The organism is Spiroplasma endosymbiont of Dactylopius coccus, assembly GCF_977110965.1.
In genome coordinates this window covers 1,578,218-1,597,094 of sequence record NZ_OZ373019.1, presented here as the reverse complement: position 1 = coordinate 1,597,094, position 18,877 = coordinate 1,578,218, and the positions used below count along the sequence as shown (strand labels likewise).

Annotated in this window: 28 protein-coding genes, 1 tRNA gene and 2 pseudogenes; 12 read left to right on the top strand and 19 right to left on the bottom strand. The window is 22.1% G+C overall.

What is annotated here, in order from left to right; all coding sequences use genetic code 4:
• Window positions 1-154: 154 nt before the first annotated feature.
• Window positions 155-565 (top strand): hypothetical protein, encoded by a 411-nt coding sequence (locus ACXUB0_RS10130; protein WP_458258576.1) that lies wholly within the window; start codon window positions 155-157, stop codon window positions 563-565.
• Between the two features lie 2 nt (window positions 566-567).
• Here the strand turns inward: ACXUB0_RS10130 and ACXUB0_RS10125 are convergent.
• The 3 genes and pseudogenes from ACXUB0_RS10125 to ACXUB0_RS10115 form a co-directional block, all read right to left on the bottom strand.
• Window positions 568-1,038: pseudogene (locus ACXUB0_RS10125) on the bottom strand (IS3 family transposase); the annotation flags it as partial.
• A 172-nt stretch (window positions 1,039-1,210) separates the two neighbouring features.
• Window positions 1,211-1,591, bottom strand: a complete 381-nt coding sequence (locus ACXUB0_RS10120; protein WP_458258575.1) for an IS3 family transposase — start codon at window positions 1,589-1,591, stop codon at window positions 1,211-1,213.
• A gap of 41 nt (window positions 1,592-1,632) precedes the next feature.
• Window positions 1,633-1,911 (bottom strand): transposase, encoded by a 279-nt coding sequence (locus ACXUB0_RS10115; protein ID WP_458258574.1) that lies wholly within the window; start codon window positions 1,909-1,911, stop codon window positions 1,633-1,635.
• 129 nt (window positions 1,912-2,040) lie between these two features.
• On the opposite strand from ACXUB0_RS10115, the gene ACXUB0_RS10110 reads away from it, so the two are divergent.
• A complete protein-coding gene (locus ACXUB0_RS10110) occupies window positions 2,041-2,364 on the top strand; it encodes a hypothetical protein (protein WP_458258573.1) in 324 nt (107 codons plus the stop codon).
• Window positions 2,294-2,644: a beta propeller repeat protein gene (locus ACXUB0_RS10105; protein ID WP_252319869.1), complete on the top strand. Its 351-nt coding sequence runs from the start codon at window positions 2,294-2,296 to the stop codon at window positions 2,642-2,644. The genes ACXUB0_RS10110 and ACXUB0_RS10105 overlap by 71 nt, the downstream gene beginning before the upstream one ends.
• A 1,132-nt stretch (window positions 2,645-3,776) precedes the next feature.
• Here the strand turns inward: ACXUB0_RS10105 and ACXUB0_RS10100 are convergent.
• Window positions 3,777-4,898 (bottom strand): Mbov_0401 family ICE element transposase-like protein, encoded by a 1,122-nt coding sequence (locus ACXUB0_RS10100; protein WP_458258572.1) that lies wholly within the window; start codon window positions 4,896-4,898, stop codon window positions 3,777-3,779.
• A 340-nt stretch (window positions 4,899-5,238) separates the two neighbouring features.
• On the opposite strand from ACXUB0_RS10100, the gene ACXUB0_RS10095 reads away from it, so the two are divergent.
• Window positions 5,239-5,748, top strand: a complete 510-nt coding sequence (locus tag ACXUB0_RS10095; protein ID WP_458258571.1) for a Pycsar system effector family protein — start codon at window positions 5,239-5,241, stop codon at window positions 5,746-5,748.
• Window positions 5,749-5,774: 26 nt separating this feature from the next.
• Window positions 5,775-5,972 carry a hypothetical protein gene (locus ACXUB0_RS10090; protein WP_458258570.1) on the top strand — a complete coding sequence of 66 codons (198 nt, stop codon included), beginning with the start codon at window positions 5,775-5,777 and terminating at the stop codon, window positions 5,970-5,972.
• 546 nt (window positions 5,973-6,518) lie between these two features.
• On the opposite strand, the gene ACXUB0_RS10085 is transcribed toward ACXUB0_RS10090, so the two are convergent.
• The 11 genes from ACXUB0_RS10085 to ACXUB0_RS10035 all read right to left on the bottom strand — a co-directional run bounded on the left by ACXUB0_RS10085 (window position 6,519) and on the right by ACXUB0_RS10035 (window position 10,288).
• Window positions 6,519-7,151, bottom strand: a complete 633-nt coding sequence (locus tag ACXUB0_RS10085; protein ID WP_458258569.1) for a hypothetical protein — start codon at window positions 7,149-7,151, stop codon at window positions 6,519-6,521.
• A gap of 185 nt (window positions 7,152-7,336) precedes the next feature.
• The gene (locus tag ACXUB0_RS10080; protein WP_458258568.1) at window positions 7,337-7,597 is read right to left on the bottom strand and encodes a hypothetical protein; all 261 of its coding nucleotides are present in this window, start codon (window positions 7,595-7,597) and stop codon (window positions 7,337-7,339) included.
• Between the two features lie 154 nt (window positions 7,598-7,751).
• Window positions 7,752-7,928 (bottom strand): hypothetical protein, encoded by a 177-nt coding sequence (locus ACXUB0_RS10075; RefSeq protein WP_458258567.1) that lies wholly within the window; start codon window positions 7,926-7,928, stop codon window positions 7,752-7,754.
• A gap of 18 nt (window positions 7,929-7,946) precedes the next feature.
• Window positions 7,947-8,324 carry a hypothetical protein gene (locus ACXUB0_RS10070; protein WP_458258566.1) on the bottom strand — a complete coding sequence of 126 codons (378 nt, stop codon included), beginning with the start codon at window positions 8,322-8,324 and terminating at the stop codon, window positions 7,947-7,949.
• 17 nt (window positions 8,325-8,341) lie between these two features.
• Entirely contained in the window at window positions 8,342-8,527 is a 186-nt protein-coding gene (locus tag ACXUB0_RS10065) for a hypothetical protein (RefSeq protein WP_458257413.1), read from the bottom strand.
• A 1-nt stretch (window position 8,528) separates the two neighbouring features.
• Complete coding sequence (locus ACXUB0_RS10060) at window positions 8,529-8,717, bottom strand: hypothetical protein (protein WP_458258565.1); 189 nt, start codon at window positions 8,715-8,717, stop codon at window positions 8,529-8,531.
• Between the two features lie 29 nt (window positions 8,718-8,746).
• Window positions 8,747-9,394: a hypothetical protein gene (locus ACXUB0_RS10055; protein ID WP_458258564.1), complete on the bottom strand. Its 648-nt coding sequence runs from the start codon at window positions 9,392-9,394 to the stop codon at window positions 8,747-8,749.
• 62 nt (window positions 9,395-9,456) lie between these two features.
• On the bottom strand, window positions 9,457-9,582 hold the full coding sequence (locus ACXUB0_RS10050; RefSeq protein WP_458258563.1) for a hypothetical protein: 126 nt from the start codon (window positions 9,580-9,582) through the stop codon (window positions 9,457-9,459).
• Between the two features lie 11 nt (window positions 9,583-9,593).
• Entirely contained in the window at window positions 9,594-9,830 is a 237-nt protein-coding gene (locus ACXUB0_RS10045; protein WP_458258562.1) for a hypothetical protein, read from the bottom strand.
• Window positions 9,830-9,991: a hypothetical protein gene (locus ACXUB0_RS10040; RefSeq protein ID WP_458258561.1), complete on the bottom strand. Its 162-nt coding sequence runs from the start codon at window positions 9,989-9,991 to the stop codon at window positions 9,830-9,832. The genes ACXUB0_RS10045 and ACXUB0_RS10040 overlap by 1 nt, the downstream gene beginning before the upstream one ends.
• Window positions 9,992-9,994: 3 nt before the next feature.
• Complete coding sequence (locus tag ACXUB0_RS10035; protein ID WP_339047687.1) at window positions 9,995-10,288, bottom strand: hypothetical protein; 294 nt, start codon at window positions 10,286-10,288, stop codon at window positions 9,995-9,997.
• 181 nt (window positions 10,289-10,469) lie between these two features.
• Between ACXUB0_RS10035 and ACXUB0_RS10030 the strand changes: the two genes are divergently transcribed.
• From ACXUB0_RS10030 to ACXUB0_RS10020, 3 genes and pseudogenes are all read left to right on the top strand, one after another.
• Window positions 10,470-10,748, top strand: a complete 279-nt coding sequence (locus ACXUB0_RS10030; RefSeq protein ID WP_353306568.1) for a transposase — start codon at window positions 10,470-10,472, stop codon at window positions 10,746-10,748.
• Between the two features lie 41 nt (window positions 10,749-10,789).
• Window positions 10,790-11,311, top strand: coding sequence for an IS3 family transposase (locus ACXUB0_RS10025; RefSeq protein ID WP_458258560.1), 522 nt, complete (start codon window positions 10,790-10,792; stop codon window positions 11,309-11,311).
• 187 nt (window positions 11,312-11,498) lie between these two features.
• Window positions 11,499-11,813 (top strand): annotated as a pseudogene (locus ACXUB0_RS10020) (IS3 family transposase); the annotation flags it as partial.
• 161 nt (window positions 11,814-11,974) lie between these two features.
• On the opposite strand, the gene ACXUB0_RS10015 reads toward ACXUB0_RS10020, so the two are convergent.
• Both ACXUB0_RS10015 and ACXUB0_RS10010 read right to left on the bottom strand, forming a co-directional pair.
• Window positions 11,975-12,232 (bottom strand): hypothetical protein, encoded by a 258-nt coding sequence (locus tag ACXUB0_RS10015; RefSeq protein WP_281748997.1) that lies wholly within the window; start codon window positions 12,230-12,232, stop codon window positions 11,975-11,977.
• Between the two features lie 123 nt (window positions 12,233-12,355).
• Window positions 12,356-12,517 carry a hypothetical protein gene (locus ACXUB0_RS10010; protein ID WP_252319474.1) on the bottom strand — a complete coding sequence of 54 codons (162 nt, stop codon included), beginning with the start codon at window positions 12,515-12,517 and terminating at the stop codon, window positions 12,356-12,358.
• Window positions 12,518-12,701: 184 nt separating this feature from the next.
• On the opposite strand from ACXUB0_RS10010, the gene ACXUB0_RS10005 reads away from it, so the two are divergent.
• From ACXUB0_RS10005 to ACXUB0_RS09990, 4 genes are all read left to right on the top strand, one after another.
• Window positions 12,702-12,778 (top strand) — tRNA-Ile (locus ACXUB0_RS10005).
• Window positions 12,779-13,085: 307 nt separating this feature from the next.
• Window positions 13,086-14,174, top strand: coding sequence for an ABC transporter ATP-binding protein (locus tag ACXUB0_RS10000; RefSeq protein WP_458258559.1), 1,089 nt, complete (start codon window positions 13,086-13,088; stop codon window positions 14,172-14,174).
• The gene (locus ACXUB0_RS09995; RefSeq protein WP_458258558.1) at window positions 14,174-15,586 is read left to right on the top strand and encodes an ABC transporter permease; all 1,413 of its coding nucleotides are present in this window, start codon (window positions 14,174-14,176) and stop codon (window positions 15,584-15,586) included. Before ACXUB0_RS10000 ends, ACXUB0_RS09995 begins: the two co-directional genes overlap by 1 nt.
• Before the next feature lie 133 nt (window positions 15,587-15,719).
• Window positions 15,720-17,543, top strand: coding sequence for an MATE family efflux transporter (locus ACXUB0_RS09990; protein ID WP_458258557.1), 1,824 nt, complete (start codon window positions 15,720-15,722; stop codon window positions 17,541-17,543).
• Between the two features lie 103 nt (window positions 17,544-17,646).
• Here ACXUB0_RS09990 and ACXUB0_RS09985 read toward each other — a convergent pair whose 3' ends face one another.
• Both ACXUB0_RS09985 and ACXUB0_RS09980 read right to left on the bottom strand, forming a co-directional pair.
• Complete coding sequence (locus ACXUB0_RS09985) at window positions 17,647-18,009, bottom strand: hypothetical protein (RefSeq protein ID WP_458258556.1); 363 nt, start codon at window positions 18,007-18,009, stop codon at window positions 17,647-17,649.
• A gap of 199 nt (window positions 18,010-18,208) precedes the next feature.
• Window positions 18,209-18,520, bottom strand: a complete 312-nt coding sequence (locus ACXUB0_RS09980) for a hypothetical protein (protein ID WP_458258555.1) — start codon at window positions 18,518-18,520, stop codon at window positions 18,209-18,211.
• Between the last annotated feature and the right edge of the window lie 357 nt (window positions 18,521-18,877).

Below are 18,877 nucleotides of genomic sequence, written 5' to 3'. Positions count from 1 at the left end.
ATATGTTTAAAATAAGAATATCAATAATTTGTTTTAATAATAATGTAAAATTAATTTACAAAAAATTTAATAAAATTAAGGAAAGATTTTAATTTCTGCAAAAGAAATTAAAAGAAAAAGAAAAGTTATTGTAGGAATGGTTGGTGGGGCAGTTTTGGCTGGTGGATTAATCGGGGGTATTATAGCAATTTCTGAAATATTAGTTCAAAATGAGGGGGTATATCAAGAAAAATTAAATATTTTTAATTGACCTGAATCTTATGGTGCAATATCAACTTTATTAAATATAAATAATGATTTATATGTCGGAACTAGTAATGGTGTATATAAAATTAAAGATAATGCAAGTAATACAAAAGATAAAATAATAACACTAATTAATGGTATTAATGGTTATATTTCTAGTTTAGTTGTTACTAATGATGGAACTGTTTATGTAGCAACTTTTGCTAATGGACTTTTTAGATATTCTCCTGAACAAAATATTTTGACACAAATATCAGAAATAACAGGAGAAGTTTATAGTTTAGTAGCTATGGGTAATTGGAATGGCAACCTTTTTTAGGACTATTTTTTGGTAGACATTTGTTGTTGGTATTTAACTGGAGTTAAGTAGTTTAAAGTGCTGTGAATTCTTATGTTGTTGTATCAATTGATGTAATCAAATAATTCTAATTTTAATTGGATTAATGATGTAAAATTTTTATCATTAATAAATTCAGTTTTGAAAGTTTTAAAAGTTGCTTCAGCAACAGCATTGTCATAAGGACAGCCTTTTTTGCTTAAAGATCTAGTTATGTTGAATGCTAATAAAAGTTTATCAATCATTTTATTGTTAAATTCATTACCTCGATCACTATGAAATATTTGGATATCTTTTAAACAGCGATTTGATTGCATAAATGCTTGATATACTAGTAATGCATCTTTTTTAACTCCAACACTATGTCCAATAATTTCGCGGTTAAATAGGTCTATTAATAGGCAAATATAGTTTCATTTATCATTAACTTGAACGTAAGTTAAATCACTAAGAACCTGTTTGGAATCTTTTAAACATAATTAAACTAAAAAAGGGAATAATTATTTCTAACCTGACAGTTAATTAACATTTTATTTTCTTTGTCATTTTTTTGTTAAAAAGATTTTATCATTTGACAACTTATCGATTAAAAATTTATTTTTCAACTATAAAATAACATTTATGATATTAATTTAATCAAAAATAAGTTAAAAAAGATCCTAAACAGGTTCTAACAATAACTTCATTTTTAAGCCTATTATTAAAGTTTCTATTAACAAGATTGGTTATTTGACTATCATTGACTTTATTATGATGATTTTTGAATGATAATTTAGTGTATTTTGATATTAAATTATGCTTATTCATAATTTCTTTAATTTTTCTTCTTGATAAATAAATTCCTTTATTTTCTAGAACAACTTTTATTCTTCTTGTTCCATAAACTTCTTTATTTTCTTTAAAAGCACTAATAACAGCTTCATCATGAATATTATTTTGAATTTTATTTTCTTTTTTCTTGAAATTAAAATAATATGTTGATTTAGAGATTTTTAAAAAACGACACATTGTACGAATTTTATATTTAACTTTATTTTTAGTAATAATTTCTATTTTCTGCCTATTATTAGTGCTGCTTGCTTTAAAATATCATTTTCCATTCTTAATTGTTTTAATTCTTTTCTTAATTTAATTAATTCATTTTCTTCAAAAAAACGATTATCTTTAGTTTTAAACCTGTCTGAATTAGTAAATTGCTTAATTCAATTATAAGTAGTTGCTCTTGTAACATTGTACTCTTTAGCAAGACAAGACACTGACTTACCGCTTTGATATAAAGCTACTATTTGTTTTTTAAATTCATCTGAATATGAGTTAATATTGGCCATAATTATACTTCCTTTCTTTTAACTAAAATTTGTTCACTTGTCTACGTAATTAGTGTCCAATAAAGTGTAACCCATCCAAATAATGTATATGTTGGAACAAGAACTTTTGATTGTTATGGTAAGTTATTTATGATTGAATCTAATAAAAAAGTATCAGAAATTAAGGATTGAATTGAAACATATGGTGAAGTTAGAAGTTTAGCGGTTATTGATAATGATTTGTATATTGGTACTAAAACTGGTACATATACTGGAAATTTATTAATATTTAAGCCTAATGGAATATTAGAATTATTAAAAAAATGAAATCAAAATAATGGTGAAGTTTGGAGTTTAATAGTTTTTGGTAATGATTTATATATTGGAAGTAGAAATCAACTATATGAAAGTAGACTATTTAAACTTTCTCTTAAAGGAGAAAAAAATAACAGAAACTATTGGTTGAAGAAATAATAAAAATTATGGTGAAATTTGAAGTTTAGCTGTTGTTAATAATGATTTATATGTTGGAAGTAGAGTTCAAGTTATTGATAATAAATTTTTTAAAGGTGGATTATATAAGTCATCTGATGGTGGTATTACTTTTACTGAAGTATTTGGTTGAAATAAAGATTATGGTGCGGTAGTAAGTTTATTACCTGCAGATAATAATTTATATATTGGAAGCAAAAACTATAGTGATAAAACTAATCAAAATTATCAAGGGAAGTTATTTTTTAAAAGAATAAAATAAAATTATTAAAAAAATAAAAAACATTATAATAAAAATATTATAATATTTAGAAAATATTTAGTTTTTAAAATATTAATAAGATAAAGTATATTAATAAAAATTAATGAAGATAGTAATTATTAATAATTTCACAATTTTCGATTGCATCTCAAAAATTATTATTTTTTTCTTTTATTTTAAAAATAAAAATAATTACTATGAATAGAAATACTGTATATAATAAAATTGGAACGATAATTATACAAAAGATAACTCCAATCTGTAATTGAATTCAAGGATAGTAATTGTCAGGAAAATGATTTAAGTTACAGAAAGAACTTGCCGAAGTGCTAATAGTATAACTTAAACCAAAATGTTTTAATATTGTATATCCATCTTTAAAATTTGAATGACATTGTTCCTTATTATCGAATTTAAAATAAAAGTTACTAAATCAAATTAAGTATAAACCAGTAATTGTAATTAAAACCGTGATTGCAAATAATATTAGGGAGATTGTCAAAAATCCGGAATAAATTAATTTATATCGTCTTATTATAAATTTAGACAAGAAATAATTTGGATTTTTATGAAATTGTATTTAAATAATATAATTTTTTTAAATTTATTGCAACTAAAATACTTATAATTAAATTTGTTAAATGCTAAACTTGTAAAGTAAAATTAAGGAGATTTTAAAAATGAAACTTAAAAATTACAGTTAATAACTGTATTGTTATTTATTTTAACTATTTTAATTATGATTATTGGACTATTATTACTTAGTTTATTTCCTGGAAAAGAAGTAGTAACTGTTAAAATAATTATTTATTTAAAAATTCAGAAACTTTAACATTTGAATATAATGGTTTTACTTTATGAAGTAAATATAGTTGATATTACATATTAACCAATAATAATATTTCTTTTAAAAATTTTGGAAGTTGTTATATTATTGATAATTATTATAATTATCCTTTATTATGGTTAAAAATTGCAGTTATTTTTTCTACAATTGTAGTTCCAATTTTTGTGTCTATAATTTTGTCATTAACATTCTTAATTATTGGTTTAAAAAGAAAAATAAAAAATAATAATTTTTGAGATGCTATTGCAAATTGTGAAATAATCAGTAATTACTACATTCATTAAATTATGTTTCTAAATTTATCTTATTACATTTAAAAATAACCATTTTAATGTAAATACTAATATTATATGTTCTATTACCAAGCATTTCTTTTAAAATATGTCAAATATTACCTTCTGTAAAACAACCTTTATTCCAAGAAGCGCCTTGATTTTCAATACCTTGTTTATTATTTTTAAAATATTGTTTTTTTAATTTTTTATGATTATCTAATTGGTTATATAAGTAATCAATTAATTGTTCATATTGACCATTATTAATTAAATTTTTACAGTGATTATATTCTTTTAAATATTTTTCTTTATTTCCAGCCATTACTCCAAGATATAATGTTCTAATTAAATGAAATTTATCTAAAACAAATTGTGCACCTAAATAATTAGCAAGTTCTTTAATTCATCCTGCACTATCACCACAAATAATAATTTTTGCTTTTGCAATATTTTCATAAAATTTTTGACAATGTTCTTTAACAAATTCAGCAGTTTTTTTAACTCCAATTGGTGTTCTTGTTTTTCTTATAATGGCTTTTACTCTTTTATTTTGTACTTTATGATTAATATTATCTGTATATGTTACTATTAATCGGATAGAATGTTTTGTACCTTTACGTTTAAAGTCTCAAAACTTGCGGTGTCCATCATCGATTGCTACAAAAATAGGTTGATTTTTTTCTAATTTTACTTTTACTGGGTTTGCTTCAAATATTTCTAAATTTTTAAAAACTCTATGAACACTACTAACACTAATACCTGCTTTTTTACAAATCACACAAATATCACGATATCTTTTTCCATCTGCAAAATTTTCAATAATAGTATCTTCAATATCTTCACCAATTCTTTTGTATTTTGGCAGTTCTAGTATTTCATCAACTAAACAAACACGAACTCATTTTTGTAATTTTTCATCAAAATATTCATAAATTCTTCTTTTATAAGTTATTAATCCATACATTGTTTTTCTTGTTCGATATTGATAATCAACAATTTTATATTTCTTTTTATCTCTTGTATTTTTTATTCTTCAATCTCACTTTTCTCATTTCTTTGTTATATGTTCTAAAATTAATTTATCAATTTTAGGATATTGTTCTTTATAAGTTCATCGATAATTAAAATCCATGTTTTTCTCCTAACCATTTTTTAAATTTCTAAATTTATTGTAAATATTTTTAAAATAGTAATTTACTTGTTTATTATATAGATATATAAGTGTAATTTTAAATAAAATAAAAAATATTTAAAAAATTGCTTTCATATTTAAAATATAATAAATAATTGCAATAGAATTAATAGTATAGGTCTCACAAAATAAATGGCTTTGGTTTAGGCCTTATTTTATATTTAAAAACATATTTGCAAAAATATCAAAAAATAAGTACAATTTAAAAGTAAAATTAAGAAATAATAAGTATTATTTTTTAATATTTATAAAAAAACTCATAACTAGGAAAAATTGAACAATGAATGATAAAGAAACTGATTTGCTAAATGAAATTAAAAAGCAAATAGAAAGACTTGATATAAAAGCTAGTATATTAACGGCTATTTCTGGTGTCCTTTTGGGAATGCCTTTTGGTTGAATACCCATATTTAAAGATATTGAATATTCATCAATTAAAATTACTACATTTTTTTTATTTCTTTTCACAATTTTATATATATTGTTTTTATTTTTATCAATAATTATTTTTATTTGATCAATTTCTCCAAGAAGTAGACCAAAAACACTTAATAAAAATAAAACAAATAATTTTAGTTTATATTATAAAGATTTACAAAAAATGAAAATAAGTAATATTAAAAAAGAAGTTTTAAAAAATAAAGAAACTTGTTTGCGTTTATCAGAACAAATTAAAATTAATTCTATTATAGCTACCAAAAAACATAAACTATTAAATTGAGGTATTTTATTTCTAATTTTATCAATATTTTCAATAATTATTTCTGTTTTATTTTATATGTTTATTTAAAATTAAAAAATAAGGAGTCATTTAAAATGAAAACATGAATAAAAACAAATTTAAATAAAATAACATTAGCATTAGCACTAACTGGTGCGACAACCGGAACAATAGGATTAATAATTGGTTCAATAGCACATCATAAAACAAATGATTTGACTTATTTTAGACCATGATTACAATGCGCACTGGGGGGCTTCTATTTGAGAAAGTCCAAGAAGCGACCATTATAAAATAGATTTATATTTTGCAGTTAAACCAACTAATAATAATGATAAAAAATGAAATGGCAATTATCCTGATGGATATTTTGATAATTAAAATAAATTTTTAAGGATTTTGAACGATGATTGATGAAAAATTTTTAATTAAAAAAAATACAAGAAAAAATTAGAAACAATAGTAAATTTTTTAAATTTTTAGAAACGGAACTTGAAAAAGAAGAATGTAAAAAAATTTTTTAATTATGTAGAAAAGTAGTGGTAAATTATTTTTTACTATTAATTTAAACATATAGTATTATTTTTATAAGTTTTTTTAACAATTATTAAAACTTTTAAATGTAAATAATGTAAATAAATAACACTTTATCATGTACCACGATTTTTAGTATAAATTAAAAAAAATCCTGATGAAAACTTTATTTTTAATACAATGCAAATGATGGCACGTGCTGAAGTGACAATTGCTGTCTATAAAGATGTCATTAAAATAATTAAAAACAGAGAATTTGATAATAATGAATTGGTTAATTAGAAATATTTTATATATAATTTAAATTATATTTCAATATTGATATAAGAAATGCTTTCAATATATTTATCAAATAAATTTATATTAGTTAATTTTATTTCTTTCTTATTAGTTATTAAAATTAAATCATAATTGCCAGCACCAAATATGCCACTTATTTCAATTCGATTTAAGTTATGAATCGGATTTTTAATTTGTAATTCAAATTCACTATTATTATCAATTTGCGAAATTTCTTTATAAAATTCTAATTTAGAAAATAATTGAGATTTATTTGAACCATATAAATTTAAAGCATTTTCAATTTTATTACTACTAATAATCGCTTTTGTAAAGTATTTTCCATATTCACCATTACCTAATGTTCAATCAGCAGGAATTAATGATGGTATATTATTACTTTCTAATTCATTTGTAATAGATAATCAGTTAAATTGATTGTCATTTAGTTTAAATAATTCATTTTTACTAATGTCATTATTTTTTAACTTAATATTATTTATATCTGTAAAATCAAAATATGCAGATTTTAATATTACTTTCGCATCTTTAAATTCTCAAATTTCATCAGGATTACTATGTATAGGATTTGATTTTAATTCAAAATAATAAGGTAATAAAATTTTATAATCATCATTTAAACCTTTATTGATAGACATGGTTGAATAAATATTATTTGATAACATAATAATTAATTGTTTAAATATCTGAATTTGTGATAAATTTATATAATTTGGATAATCTAATTTTCATTGTTTAAATAAATTAGTAATAACTTCTTCTGGTTTTTGACCTTCAAATTTTGCTCTTAATTTATCTAATTCATTTGGTTTTTTTGTTGGGTCTAAACTAGCACCATCAAAGTTTCTGTTATAACTTTATCTGCTAAATAAACTAAACTATCATATAAATTATTAGTAATAAAAAGTTGACAATTATTACTATTTCTTAATTGAAATAAAGTATTTCAAGCAGATAGCATTGATTTTAAATATCCTACTGGTGTTTTATCAGTAATATCTAATTTAGTTGCATATTTTGCAATTACATTTGTATCATTATTTGCTAAATAATCCGCTAAATCATTAGCAACTTCATATTGCATTGTATTTAACAAATTTTGTCCATTTTCTGCATTTAAATCAACATTAGCAATTATTTCACCTGCAACTGCTTCTTGTTTAATTTCTTTTAAAATTTTAATAGTTTCAGCGTAACTAACATCTAATCCTTTGCTTTTATCATTTCATTTTAGTACTTTAATTTCTGAATTTTTTGGTTTTTTTAACTATAAATTCAATTTTTGTAGAATTAACCATTTCAATAGGAAAAAAACTTGCTCATGGTGAATTTGATTGTTTATAAAACTCTATAAACTCAGGTGCTTCTACTAATTTTTCGGTATTATCTAAATTTTGGTTGAATGGTACTGACATTTTTTTATTTCCTTTCTGTTATAAATTATTTTTCTTCTTATAATCCAATAAAGTACTTTTTATTGAATTTTGTTGATTTGTTATTATTGTTTGTTGTTTACCACCTGTATTAATTATTTCTTTAAATACTGGTTGCTCTTTAATCATTTTTTTAATAGTTTCTTCAATTTTTGAATTTTCTATATTACTTGTTTTAAATTTTAAATAATCATAAAATTCAGTTTTAACTTGATATTTTTTAAATATATTAATAATTTCTTTTTCTTTAATTTCTTGATTAAGTTTATTTAACTTATTTTCTGCTTCATTAACTTTATTTTCTATTTCTTGTGAAGAAGCATTATTTTCAGTTAAAGGTTCAGTTGTTTGTTGAACATTATTTTCATTTTCTAACATTTAACATTCTCCTAATCTTATCCCAATAATCAATCTTTAACTAATTGTGGCATTTCACTTATTAGTTTTTTATAATCATTAACAGCATTTTCTAATATATCAATATCAGAAAATTTAAAACAATTTCCTATATCTAAATCAAAATCTCTATCAATTTTGATATTATTTTTTCTATATTTTTCATTAAATTCAATTTTTGTCATATTATTTTTCTCCTTTATTAATTTTTTCATTTAACTTTGCTAATTTTTTTTGATGTTTTATAATTTTTTTATTTGCTCTAACATGTTTTGGAGTTGTAATAAATCTTTTTAATAAAACAATTAATTCTCTACAAATTAATGTTCCAACACTTGTTCCGATAATTATTAATTCATGTATAAGTTTTTTCATATCAATATTTTCCTTTCAATTATTTTATTTTATAAACTCATATGGTTATAATCTCAATTTAATGAATTATTATCATCATGTAATGATACTTCATGAAAATTACTACCATAATTGTTTATTTCACTATTATTAACTAATCTAGCATGTTCATTTGTAAATGAAGTTTCTTGTAATTCTTCATTATTATTTATAATTTCCATAGGTAATAAATTATGAATAATTTCACTTGCTCCAGCAACAATAGTAGGGATTGCATAAGCATTATTAAAATCATTATTTATACCCATAGCAACACCACTTGATATTAAACATCCACCAGTTGCCATATTTGCTATTTTACGTATAGTTTCAAATCTATTAGGTATTAATTCTGTAATTCCATTAATAAGATTTGAAATACCATAAGCATTTAATGAAATATAAGTATCTCAATCCATTAGTGATTGATTTTCTTGTTTATTTAATAATTGTAATCATGCTGGACCTTGTGTAGTTGTTGTTGTAATTTCTGTTGTTGTAGTTATAGGAATAGATGTTGTAGTTGTTATTGGACTTTCAGTTGGATTAGGAATAATATCTGTATTAATAAATTTTGCATAATTTACTAATCCAATTGTTCCTAATCCTAATAATATTTTTTTAGAACTATTAATTAATTTAGTTTTTACACTTGGCATTTGGTTTAAATTTCATATATCTAAACCTAATTTTTTACCAAATAATAAACTATTAATTGAACCTAATACTGGATTGAAATTACTTGACCATAATAAGCACTTGTACCAATCATTGCACAAATAGGACTTATTCCAATTCTAATTAATTTAGTTAAAGTATAATTTGATTCTGTATTTTCGTTTGGCATTTTATTCTCCTTTAATTTTCTAATTTTTTAATTGTTACTTTAATTCAACCTTGATAAACATCATTATCACCAACTATTAATGCAACATTACTTTCAGGGTCAGAAACAATTATATGTTTTGATTTAACATTTGGATATTGTCTTAAAATAATTGCTCTAATATCATTACTTGTATGAATTGCTTTCGGAAATGGTGATAATATTTCAATTTCATCTTTATTTTCAAACAAAATAGGTAATATTATCATTATTTATTCTCCTTATTTTTAATTTGATTAGCAATTTCACTTAATATTTTTAATACTTTATATTCATTTTTTAAATCTTTAATTATATAAATTAAAAATATTATTAATGTTATACTTGTTATTAATATTGGTACTATTAATAAAATTTTTCATAATATCATTTTTTACTCTTTTCATTTTTTAAATCATTTAACATTAATTGAACAAAATGCACGATTTTTAGGAATATTTAAAGTATTAAAAATTTGACCAGTTACTAAAATTTCATCATTTTTGTTTAATAAAATACAGCGTCTATAAAATTTTGGGTTATTAAAAATTAAAGTAACATAGTTCAATCCATTTCATTGACCACGAACACTATAATATAATTCTTTATTACCTTTTTCATAATATTTTGCTTCAATAGTGTTACTTAGTTTTACTGTTAATTTGACATAATTTGCTTTATCTTTCATTTTTATAATTCCTTAAATAATATTGAATATGTTTATAAGCATCTTGTTCATGTTTTGTAAATTTTATATTTCCTTTATAATTTGCTATTTTATTTTTATTTTTTGTGGATGGGTTACACTTTATTGGACACTAATTACGTAGACAAGTGAACAAATTAGTGAAAAGAAAGGAAGTATAATTATGGCCAATATTAACTCATATTCAGATGAATTTAAAAAACAAATAGTAGCTTTATATCAAAGCGGTAAGTCAGTGTCTTGTCTTGCTAAAGAGTACAATGTTACAAGAGCAGCTACTTATAATTGAATTAAGCAATTTACTAATTCAGGTAGTTTTAAAACTAAAGATAATCGTTCTGTTGAAGAAAATGAATTAATTAAATTAAGAAAAGAATTAAAACAATTAAGAATGGAAAATGATATTTTAAAGCAAGCAGCACTAATAATAGGCAGAAAGTAGAAATTATTGCTAAAAATAAAGTTAAATATAAAATTCGCACAATGTGTCGTTTTTTGAAAATATCTAAATCAACATATTATTTTAACTTAAAGAAAAAAGAAAATAAAATCAAAAATAATATGTATGATGAAGCTGTTATTAGTGCTTTTAAAGAAAATAAAGAAGTTTATGGTACTAGAAGATTAAAAAAAATTTTAGAAAACCAAGAAATTTATTTATCACGCAGAAAAATTAAAGAAATTATGAATAAGCATAATTTAATATCAAAATACACTAAATTATCATTCAAAAATCATCATAATAAAGTCAATAATAGTCAAATAACCAATCTTGTTAATAGAAACTTTAATAATAGGGTTAAAAATGAAGTTATTGTTAGTGATTTAACTTACGTTCAAGTTAATGGTAAATGAAACTATATTTGCCTATTAATAGACCTATTTAACCGAGAAATTATTGGACATAGTGTTGGAGTTAAAAAAGATGCATTACTAGTATATCAAGCATTTATGCAATCAAATCGCTGTTTAAGAACCTGTTTGGAATCTTTTAAACATAATTAAACTAAAAAAGGGAATAATTATTTCTAACCTGACAGTTAATTAACATTTTATTTTCTTTGTCATTTTTTTGTTAAAAAGATTTTATCATTTGACAACTTATCGATTAAAAATTTATTTTTCAACTATAAAATAACATTTATGATATTAATTTAATCAAAAATAAGTTAAAAAAGATCCTAAACAGGTTCTAAAAGATATCCAAATATTTCATAGTGATCGAGGTAATGAATTTAACAATAAAATTATTAATAATCTTTTATTAGCATTCAATATTACTCGATCTTTAAGCAAAAAAGGTTGTCCTTATGATAATGCTGTTGCTGAAGCAACTTTTAAAACTTTCAAAACTGAATTTATTAATGATAAAAATTTTACATCATTAATCCAATTAAAATTAGAATTATTTGATTATATCAATTGATACAACAACATAAGAATCCACAGCACTTTAAACTACTTAACTCCTATCAAATATCAAGAACAAGTGTCTACCAAAAAATAGTCCTAAAAAGTGTTGCCATTCCAAAGTTAAGAACTATATTATTTTATGTAAAAATGATAACAAATTTATATTGTTTTTACAATTATTGATTGTATAAGCAAAGTTTTAATTAATTATATAAATGAATAATATTAAGAAAATATTTGAATATTTTCTTAATATTATTTTGATTTATTAATTTGATTCAATATTCTACTTGCATCTAAATTAAATGGTATTACAATAATTTCATAGTGAATAATTTCGCGATTAGGATATCCAAATTTTGTCACTATTTCTTTAAAACTTAAATGAAATAGTGTTGCTAATTCTAATGTTTCAAATGCTTTATATTTTATGTCATCACTTTGATTTGTTTTATATTTTAATAAATAAATTTCTTTGAGTTTTATTTTCATTTCATTTTTATTGCCATTCATTTTTTTACCTCTCAAACTTATATAATTTAACAAGTAAATTATATATAAATTATATCATTTTACTTAATTCATATTTAGTATTTTTTATTAAAAAATTTTAATAAATATACAATAAAAATATGATTATGAAAACGTAGGTGATTTTGCAATAATATCATCATTAATTTTCTCTATATTCTCATTCTCATTTATATCTTTTATATCATCATCATTTAGTGTTGCTTCTTTTCCTAAATTTTGATTTCATTTTTCAATTTTTAAGATATGTATTTTAATCTTTGTCATTCTGAATCCCCTCTTAATAAAAACCTTGTATGAATAAATTATACAAAAATTTTTTTTACTTTTAAAAATATAAATTTTTATTATAAGAATATTAAATAAAAATTAAATAAAATATTGTTATTATATATTGCAATCGTGCTTGAACAAATATATAATATCTCTGTTGCTCTTTTTTGCTCTTTTTGGGACTATAGCTCAGCTGGTTAGAGCGCACGCTTGATAAGCGTGAGGTCGATGGTTCAAGTCCATTTAGTCCCACCATTATATGTGAAATTATGAAATAAACAGTTTTGTTTATTTTTTTTATTTAAATCAAATTAAAAATTATAATAAAGATGTAAATCAATTGATTTATTAAGAATATAAAAAGTTATATTAAAAACCTATGATTAATCAGATATTTTAATTAGTGATAGGTTTTTAGTAATTGTTATTTTTTTAGTATGTTTTATATTATTAATTTTTTTTATTTTTGAATTATAAATTAATATATAATATATCAGTATATTAGTATTAAGTATATTAACCATATAGTAATTATTATATTTAAGTAGTTAGGAGAATGAGTATGAAAAAACAAGAAATATTAAAACCAGTTATTAATAGTTCTTTAGTTGAAGATGATGTTAATGCTAAATCAAAAGAAAAACATAAATTTCTAAATTTTATTAAATCATATTTTAAAAACTGACGTAATCATTATAACCGTAATGTAATAGTTAATCCCGAAGATGCTCAATATGCAGTTTTAATTCGTGATTTTACTAAACAGTTTAAAAAATTTAAAGCTGTTGATAATGCTATTATTAAAGTTAAAAAAGGTACTATTCATGGTTTTATTGGTCCAAATGGATCAGGTAAAACTACTACTATTAAGTGTTTAATTAGCGCTATGGTTGAAACACACGGTGATTTAATTATTCATGGTAAGCGTTCATGAACAGTTGAAGCAAAAAAACAAGTAGGTTATATTCCAGAAGCTGCAAGATTTCCTAAACGAATTACTACTTATGATTATTTAATTTCAACGGGACAAATTAGTGGTTTGAAATATAAAATTGCCAAGGAAAAGACAGAAATGATTTTAAAGGAATTAGATTTATGGAAATTTAAAAAACGCAACCCTAATGCTTATTCTTCGGGTATGAAGAAAAAGGTGTTATTAGCACAATCACTATTAAATAATCCAGATGTCTTAATTTTAGATGAACCAGCCGCTAATCTTGATCCAACAGCAAGAACAGAATTGTTTAATGATTTAAGAAAGCTTCGTGAACAAGGTAAAACTGTTTTTATTTCATCACATATTTTATCTGAATTACAAAATTTAGCCGATGAAGTTACTGTTTTAAATTATAGTAAAGTTGTTTATACAGGATTGGTTAATAAAACTGATTCATTATATGAAATAAGTTCTAATAATAACAATAATAAATTAATGAAGTTATTAATAGATAAAAAATTTTCAGTAGATGTTAATGAAAATCGTTTATTGGTAAATATTAAAACTGAAGCACAAGTTGCAGAAGTATTAGCAATTGCTTTAAGTGCTAATATCATCATTACTTATTTAAAACCATATACTGTTGATTTGCAAGCAATGTATGAACGAATTGTTATGGAAGCTAATGATAAAAATAAGAAGGGAGAAAAATAATGCCAATATTTCGTTATACTTTTAAAAAGATGATTGCTACTCCTTCAACTTGAATTATTTTTATTATAACTTTAATTTTTCTTGCTTTATCTTGGTCTTTAATTTCGTTATTTGTGGGTTCTGAAGCAATAAAACAATTAACTTATGATCAAGCATTAAACTTTTATGTACCACAATGAAAAGTATTATCGTTCTCGGTACTTTTATCAATTATGATTTTTGTATTTATTTCAGTTAAAGCAACACAAGTTTTTCGTGATGAAATTGATGATGGTACTTTATTGATTTTAGTATCAAAGCCAGTTAGTAGAATTAGAATTTGAACTGAAAAGTTATTATCTTTACAAGTGATAATTATTTTATATTTATTTTTATCTATTTTTATTGCTAGTTTTGTTATTACTATTCCTGGCATTGGTAGCTCAACTATTTATAATGCGGTATTTCCTTATTTATGAATTTTATTTGGTGTTGCTATTATTTTTGATTTAATTATTTCTTCAATTGCTATTTTATTTTCATTAATTTTAAATGCTAAGACTTTAGTTGCAATTATGATTGGAATGGCTGCCTTATTCAATATTTTTGCGACATTAATTAATGGTTTAGTAACATTTGATCCTACATATTATGTTGTTTCACAGTCATTAGCAGTTTATAATAATGTAAAAGCTAAATTAGATAAAACTGATATTGATTGAATTAATGACGTATATAGAAAAGACCCAACAACTACTATTGAATCTATTCAAAAGGCTATGTTTAGTATTTACAATACATATATTAAAGAAGTTAAGTATCCTAATAATTATGATTATCAAAAAGAACAAACAATAGTATTAGCAATTAAGAATGGTAGTACTAATACTCCACCAACTGCTGATGCTCCTAAGGACTTAGTTACTCATATTTACAATATTAGTAATGCTTTTCGTCAATGAAAAGAACAAAGTTTTGAAGAATTAATGACAGGTAAAAAAGTTGGACTAGATAACCTTGGTCCCAAAAGATCAAATGGTGTTGGTAGCAATAATGTTGATTATTCAGTAAATCTTATGATTACGGGTTTAAATACATCTCTTTCTCAATCACAATATGATGCTCTTAATACTAAGACATCACAAGTTAAAGCAATGCGTTATTTAAATATTTTTTATCAATTAAAATATATTTGAGATGGAATATCGACTGAACAAAGTTCAATCTTTGCTTATCCAAGTGAGTATGCTATGACAGCAGATCCTTATTTAGTTAGTTTTAATAAAGTTAACACAAATTATCAAGTTGATACCAATAAAGCAACTAATAGTAAAATTCTTAATTTTCCAGTTTTATTGACTGTGTATGTTTTGCTTGGTATTGGTTTATTTTGTTCTTCATTATTAGTATTTAATCGTAGAGATTTTACTTAGCAGTTTAGTATCTTTTATAAAAAATCAACATCTTTGATGTTGATTTTTTATATATTAAATTTCAAACCTCATTATTTAAATGATGTAAAATTATTATTATAATATAGAGCAAATTAATGATAAGGGTGAAATTATGAAAATTAGTGGATTTAAAATTAATAATAGAGCAAATCCACATAAAATTAGTAATTTTTTTGCTACTAAAAAATGGTATTTATTAGCATTAATGATTATTATTCCGGCAGTATTGCAACAAATATTATCAGCATCAATGAATTTACTAGATAATATTATGGTTGGAGAATTAAAGGATAGTTTTATTAGTGATTTAAAGCCAATGAATGAACATATTAGGGATATTTTTACTTCATTAGGACTTTGAGATAATTGAAGTTGATGAAAAGATAATGGTTTAGAACATTTTTATCATTTGCAATATTCATCAGGACAAATTGCTGTTTCGGGAGTTACTGCTTCTAATCAAATTTTTGTTATTATTTATGCCGTTATGGGAGGTTTTATCAACGGTGTTAGTATTTTTGGTGCTCAATTTTATGGAGCTGGAAGATATGGTTCTTTAAGACAAACAGTAAGAATGAGAATTATTTTTGGATTTTTAATTGGAGTGATAGTTATTATTTTATCTTATACAGTGGGTGAATATTTAATTTCTTATACTACTAGTCCTAGTAGTGCATTGGATAAATTTAATCAATTATGTGCTGCTAAAGGATTAACTCTTAATGATATTAATGAGCTAAAGGACATTTTAAATTATAATCATGCTTTTGATGAAAATTCACTTATTGATTTTATGAATGTTCATAATATTGATAAAAACGATCCCCAATTTGTACAAATTATTTTACGTTATTATGAATTTCATTCAGCATCTTTAGCAACAGCACAAGGTATTGATTATAATCAATGAATTGTTTTTTCTTATCCATTGTTAGGAATAAACTTTGCTTTTGTTTCAGTATTTCGTGAAACAAAACGTGGTTATATTCCATTAATATTAACTTTTGTTTCAGTATTTATTAACTTTTTATTAAATTTATTATTAATTAATGGTATTGGTGCAGTTGCAGGAATTGGAGCACGAGGTTCAGCAGTTGCTACTTTAACAGCGAGAATTGCTCAGTTGGTATTAATTAGTAGTTTTATTATATGAAAGAAATATGAATTTCAACCAAAAGTTTTGAAAATGTTTAAGATTAGGGGTGATTTATTTAAAAAAATTATAATTAAAACATGGCCATTAATGTTAAATGATTTATTATTTGCAGTTGCTACAACAATGATTATTAGATTAATTTCGCAATGAAGCTTTGAAGCATTAAGTGGTTCGGCAATTGCTTCCACGATTAATACCATGTTCTATACTTTATATATTGGATTTGGTATTGCTTCTTCGGTGTTAATTGCCAATCGTTTAGGTGCCGATGATTTGATTGGTGCTAAATATAATGCTAAACATTTAATTAGGTTAGGCTTTTTTGTTTCATTATTTTTTGCTGGTTTATTAGTTTTATCTTCATTTTTTTTACCACAATTATTATTTAATGCAACAACAGAAGCCTTACGAATTTCTAGTTGAATGATGCGTGTTGATGCTATAGTTTTTAGTGCTTATACTATTTTGTATACTTGTATTTATGCATTTCGTGCTGGTGGTTTAGCAATTACTGTTTTACTTGTTGATAGTTGTTTTACTTGATGTTTTTCAATATTAATTTTATTTATTGAGGTACATTATAGTCCTTTAGATATTGTTTATATTTATGCTATTATGCGTTCTTGTGATGTTATTAAAATGATTATTTCTTTATTTATTTATCATCGTGGTAAATGAGTAAGAAATTTAGCAAGTAGTATGAATAAAGTATATCCAGAATCTCCACCAGTAATTGATATACCAAAAGCAAAAGATAAAGTTGATATTGCTAATTTCTAAAGATTGAAAATTTCTTTAATATATAATTTAAATAAACGCCATAAAAGGCGTTTATTTAAATATGTTTAATTTTTAAAATTTATTATTCTTGAATTAGTTGGCTTTATTCTTTGCTTATAATTTTTTGTTGGAATATCATTTTCATATTTACGTAGTGTTTGTTCTCAAGGGATGTCTTTTTCTTTTTGTTTATTAATAGAGTTAGATATTTGTGGTTTTGGTTGTATTTTAGAGGTACTGAAATATCTGAATTTAAAGAATCTGTTGATGTAGATTTTGAATTAAAGCCTTCATCACTACTGTTAGATAATAATTGTTTTTCCAAATCACAAATTTTTTCAATAAGTTGAAATATTTTTGATTCAAATTGTTCAACTATTTGCTCATTGACTTCGACAATTGTTTCTTTTTCTTGCTGTTCTTTTTGATTTATTAAATCAATTAATAAATTATTATTATTTAACAAATTATTTTTATCTTCTAATAATTTGTTTTCATATTCAGTTATTTGATTAATATTAGTTATTAAATTTGCGTATTTTGTTTGTTTTTCAATATAATTTGAATTTAAAATATTAATTTTTTGTTGATTATTTAATTTTGTTTTTTTAAATAATTCACAATTTATTTCTTCTGTTTCAATTAAATTATTAATACTTTTATTTTTATTTATTTTTCCAAATGAAAAAAAGATTAATAAAAAAATTTTTAATTTTGTTAATTTTTTGTTCCTTTAATTTATAGATTTGAATATTAAATTGAAATACTTTATCTTCTATTTCTTTATTTTGTTTAATTCAAAATTGAATAGTTTTTTGATAATTATTAATTTCTTTTTCAATTTTCTCACTTTTTTCAATAAGTTTTATTTTTTCTCCTTTTAAATTTAGTAATTGTTTTTTAATTTTTTCTACAGTTTCATAATTTATTAAATATGCTTTGTTAGTAAATATTTGTTCTTTTTTAATTGTTTTCATTTTGTCCCTCTTTTAAAATAAAAACCTATTTGTTAAAAAATAAAACAATAGGTCAAAAACTATATCTTTAGTTTACAAGTATTATATCTAATATTTTTTTGTAAACGAGAAATTACTTTATTTGTAATATTTATTATAAGAAATTATTTTAGTAATAAAATGAAATATTAAATTTTATTAAAATCAATATTTGTGATAGTATTATTAATAATTTAATATATGTTCATTACTAATATAAGTATTTTTTATTTATATTAGTTTTTTATTAAATTATATTAATCAGAAGGATATTTTTCATAGATTAGAAAGAGAGAAATAAAAATGGATATTAGTAAATCTTCATTTGCTTCTTCAATG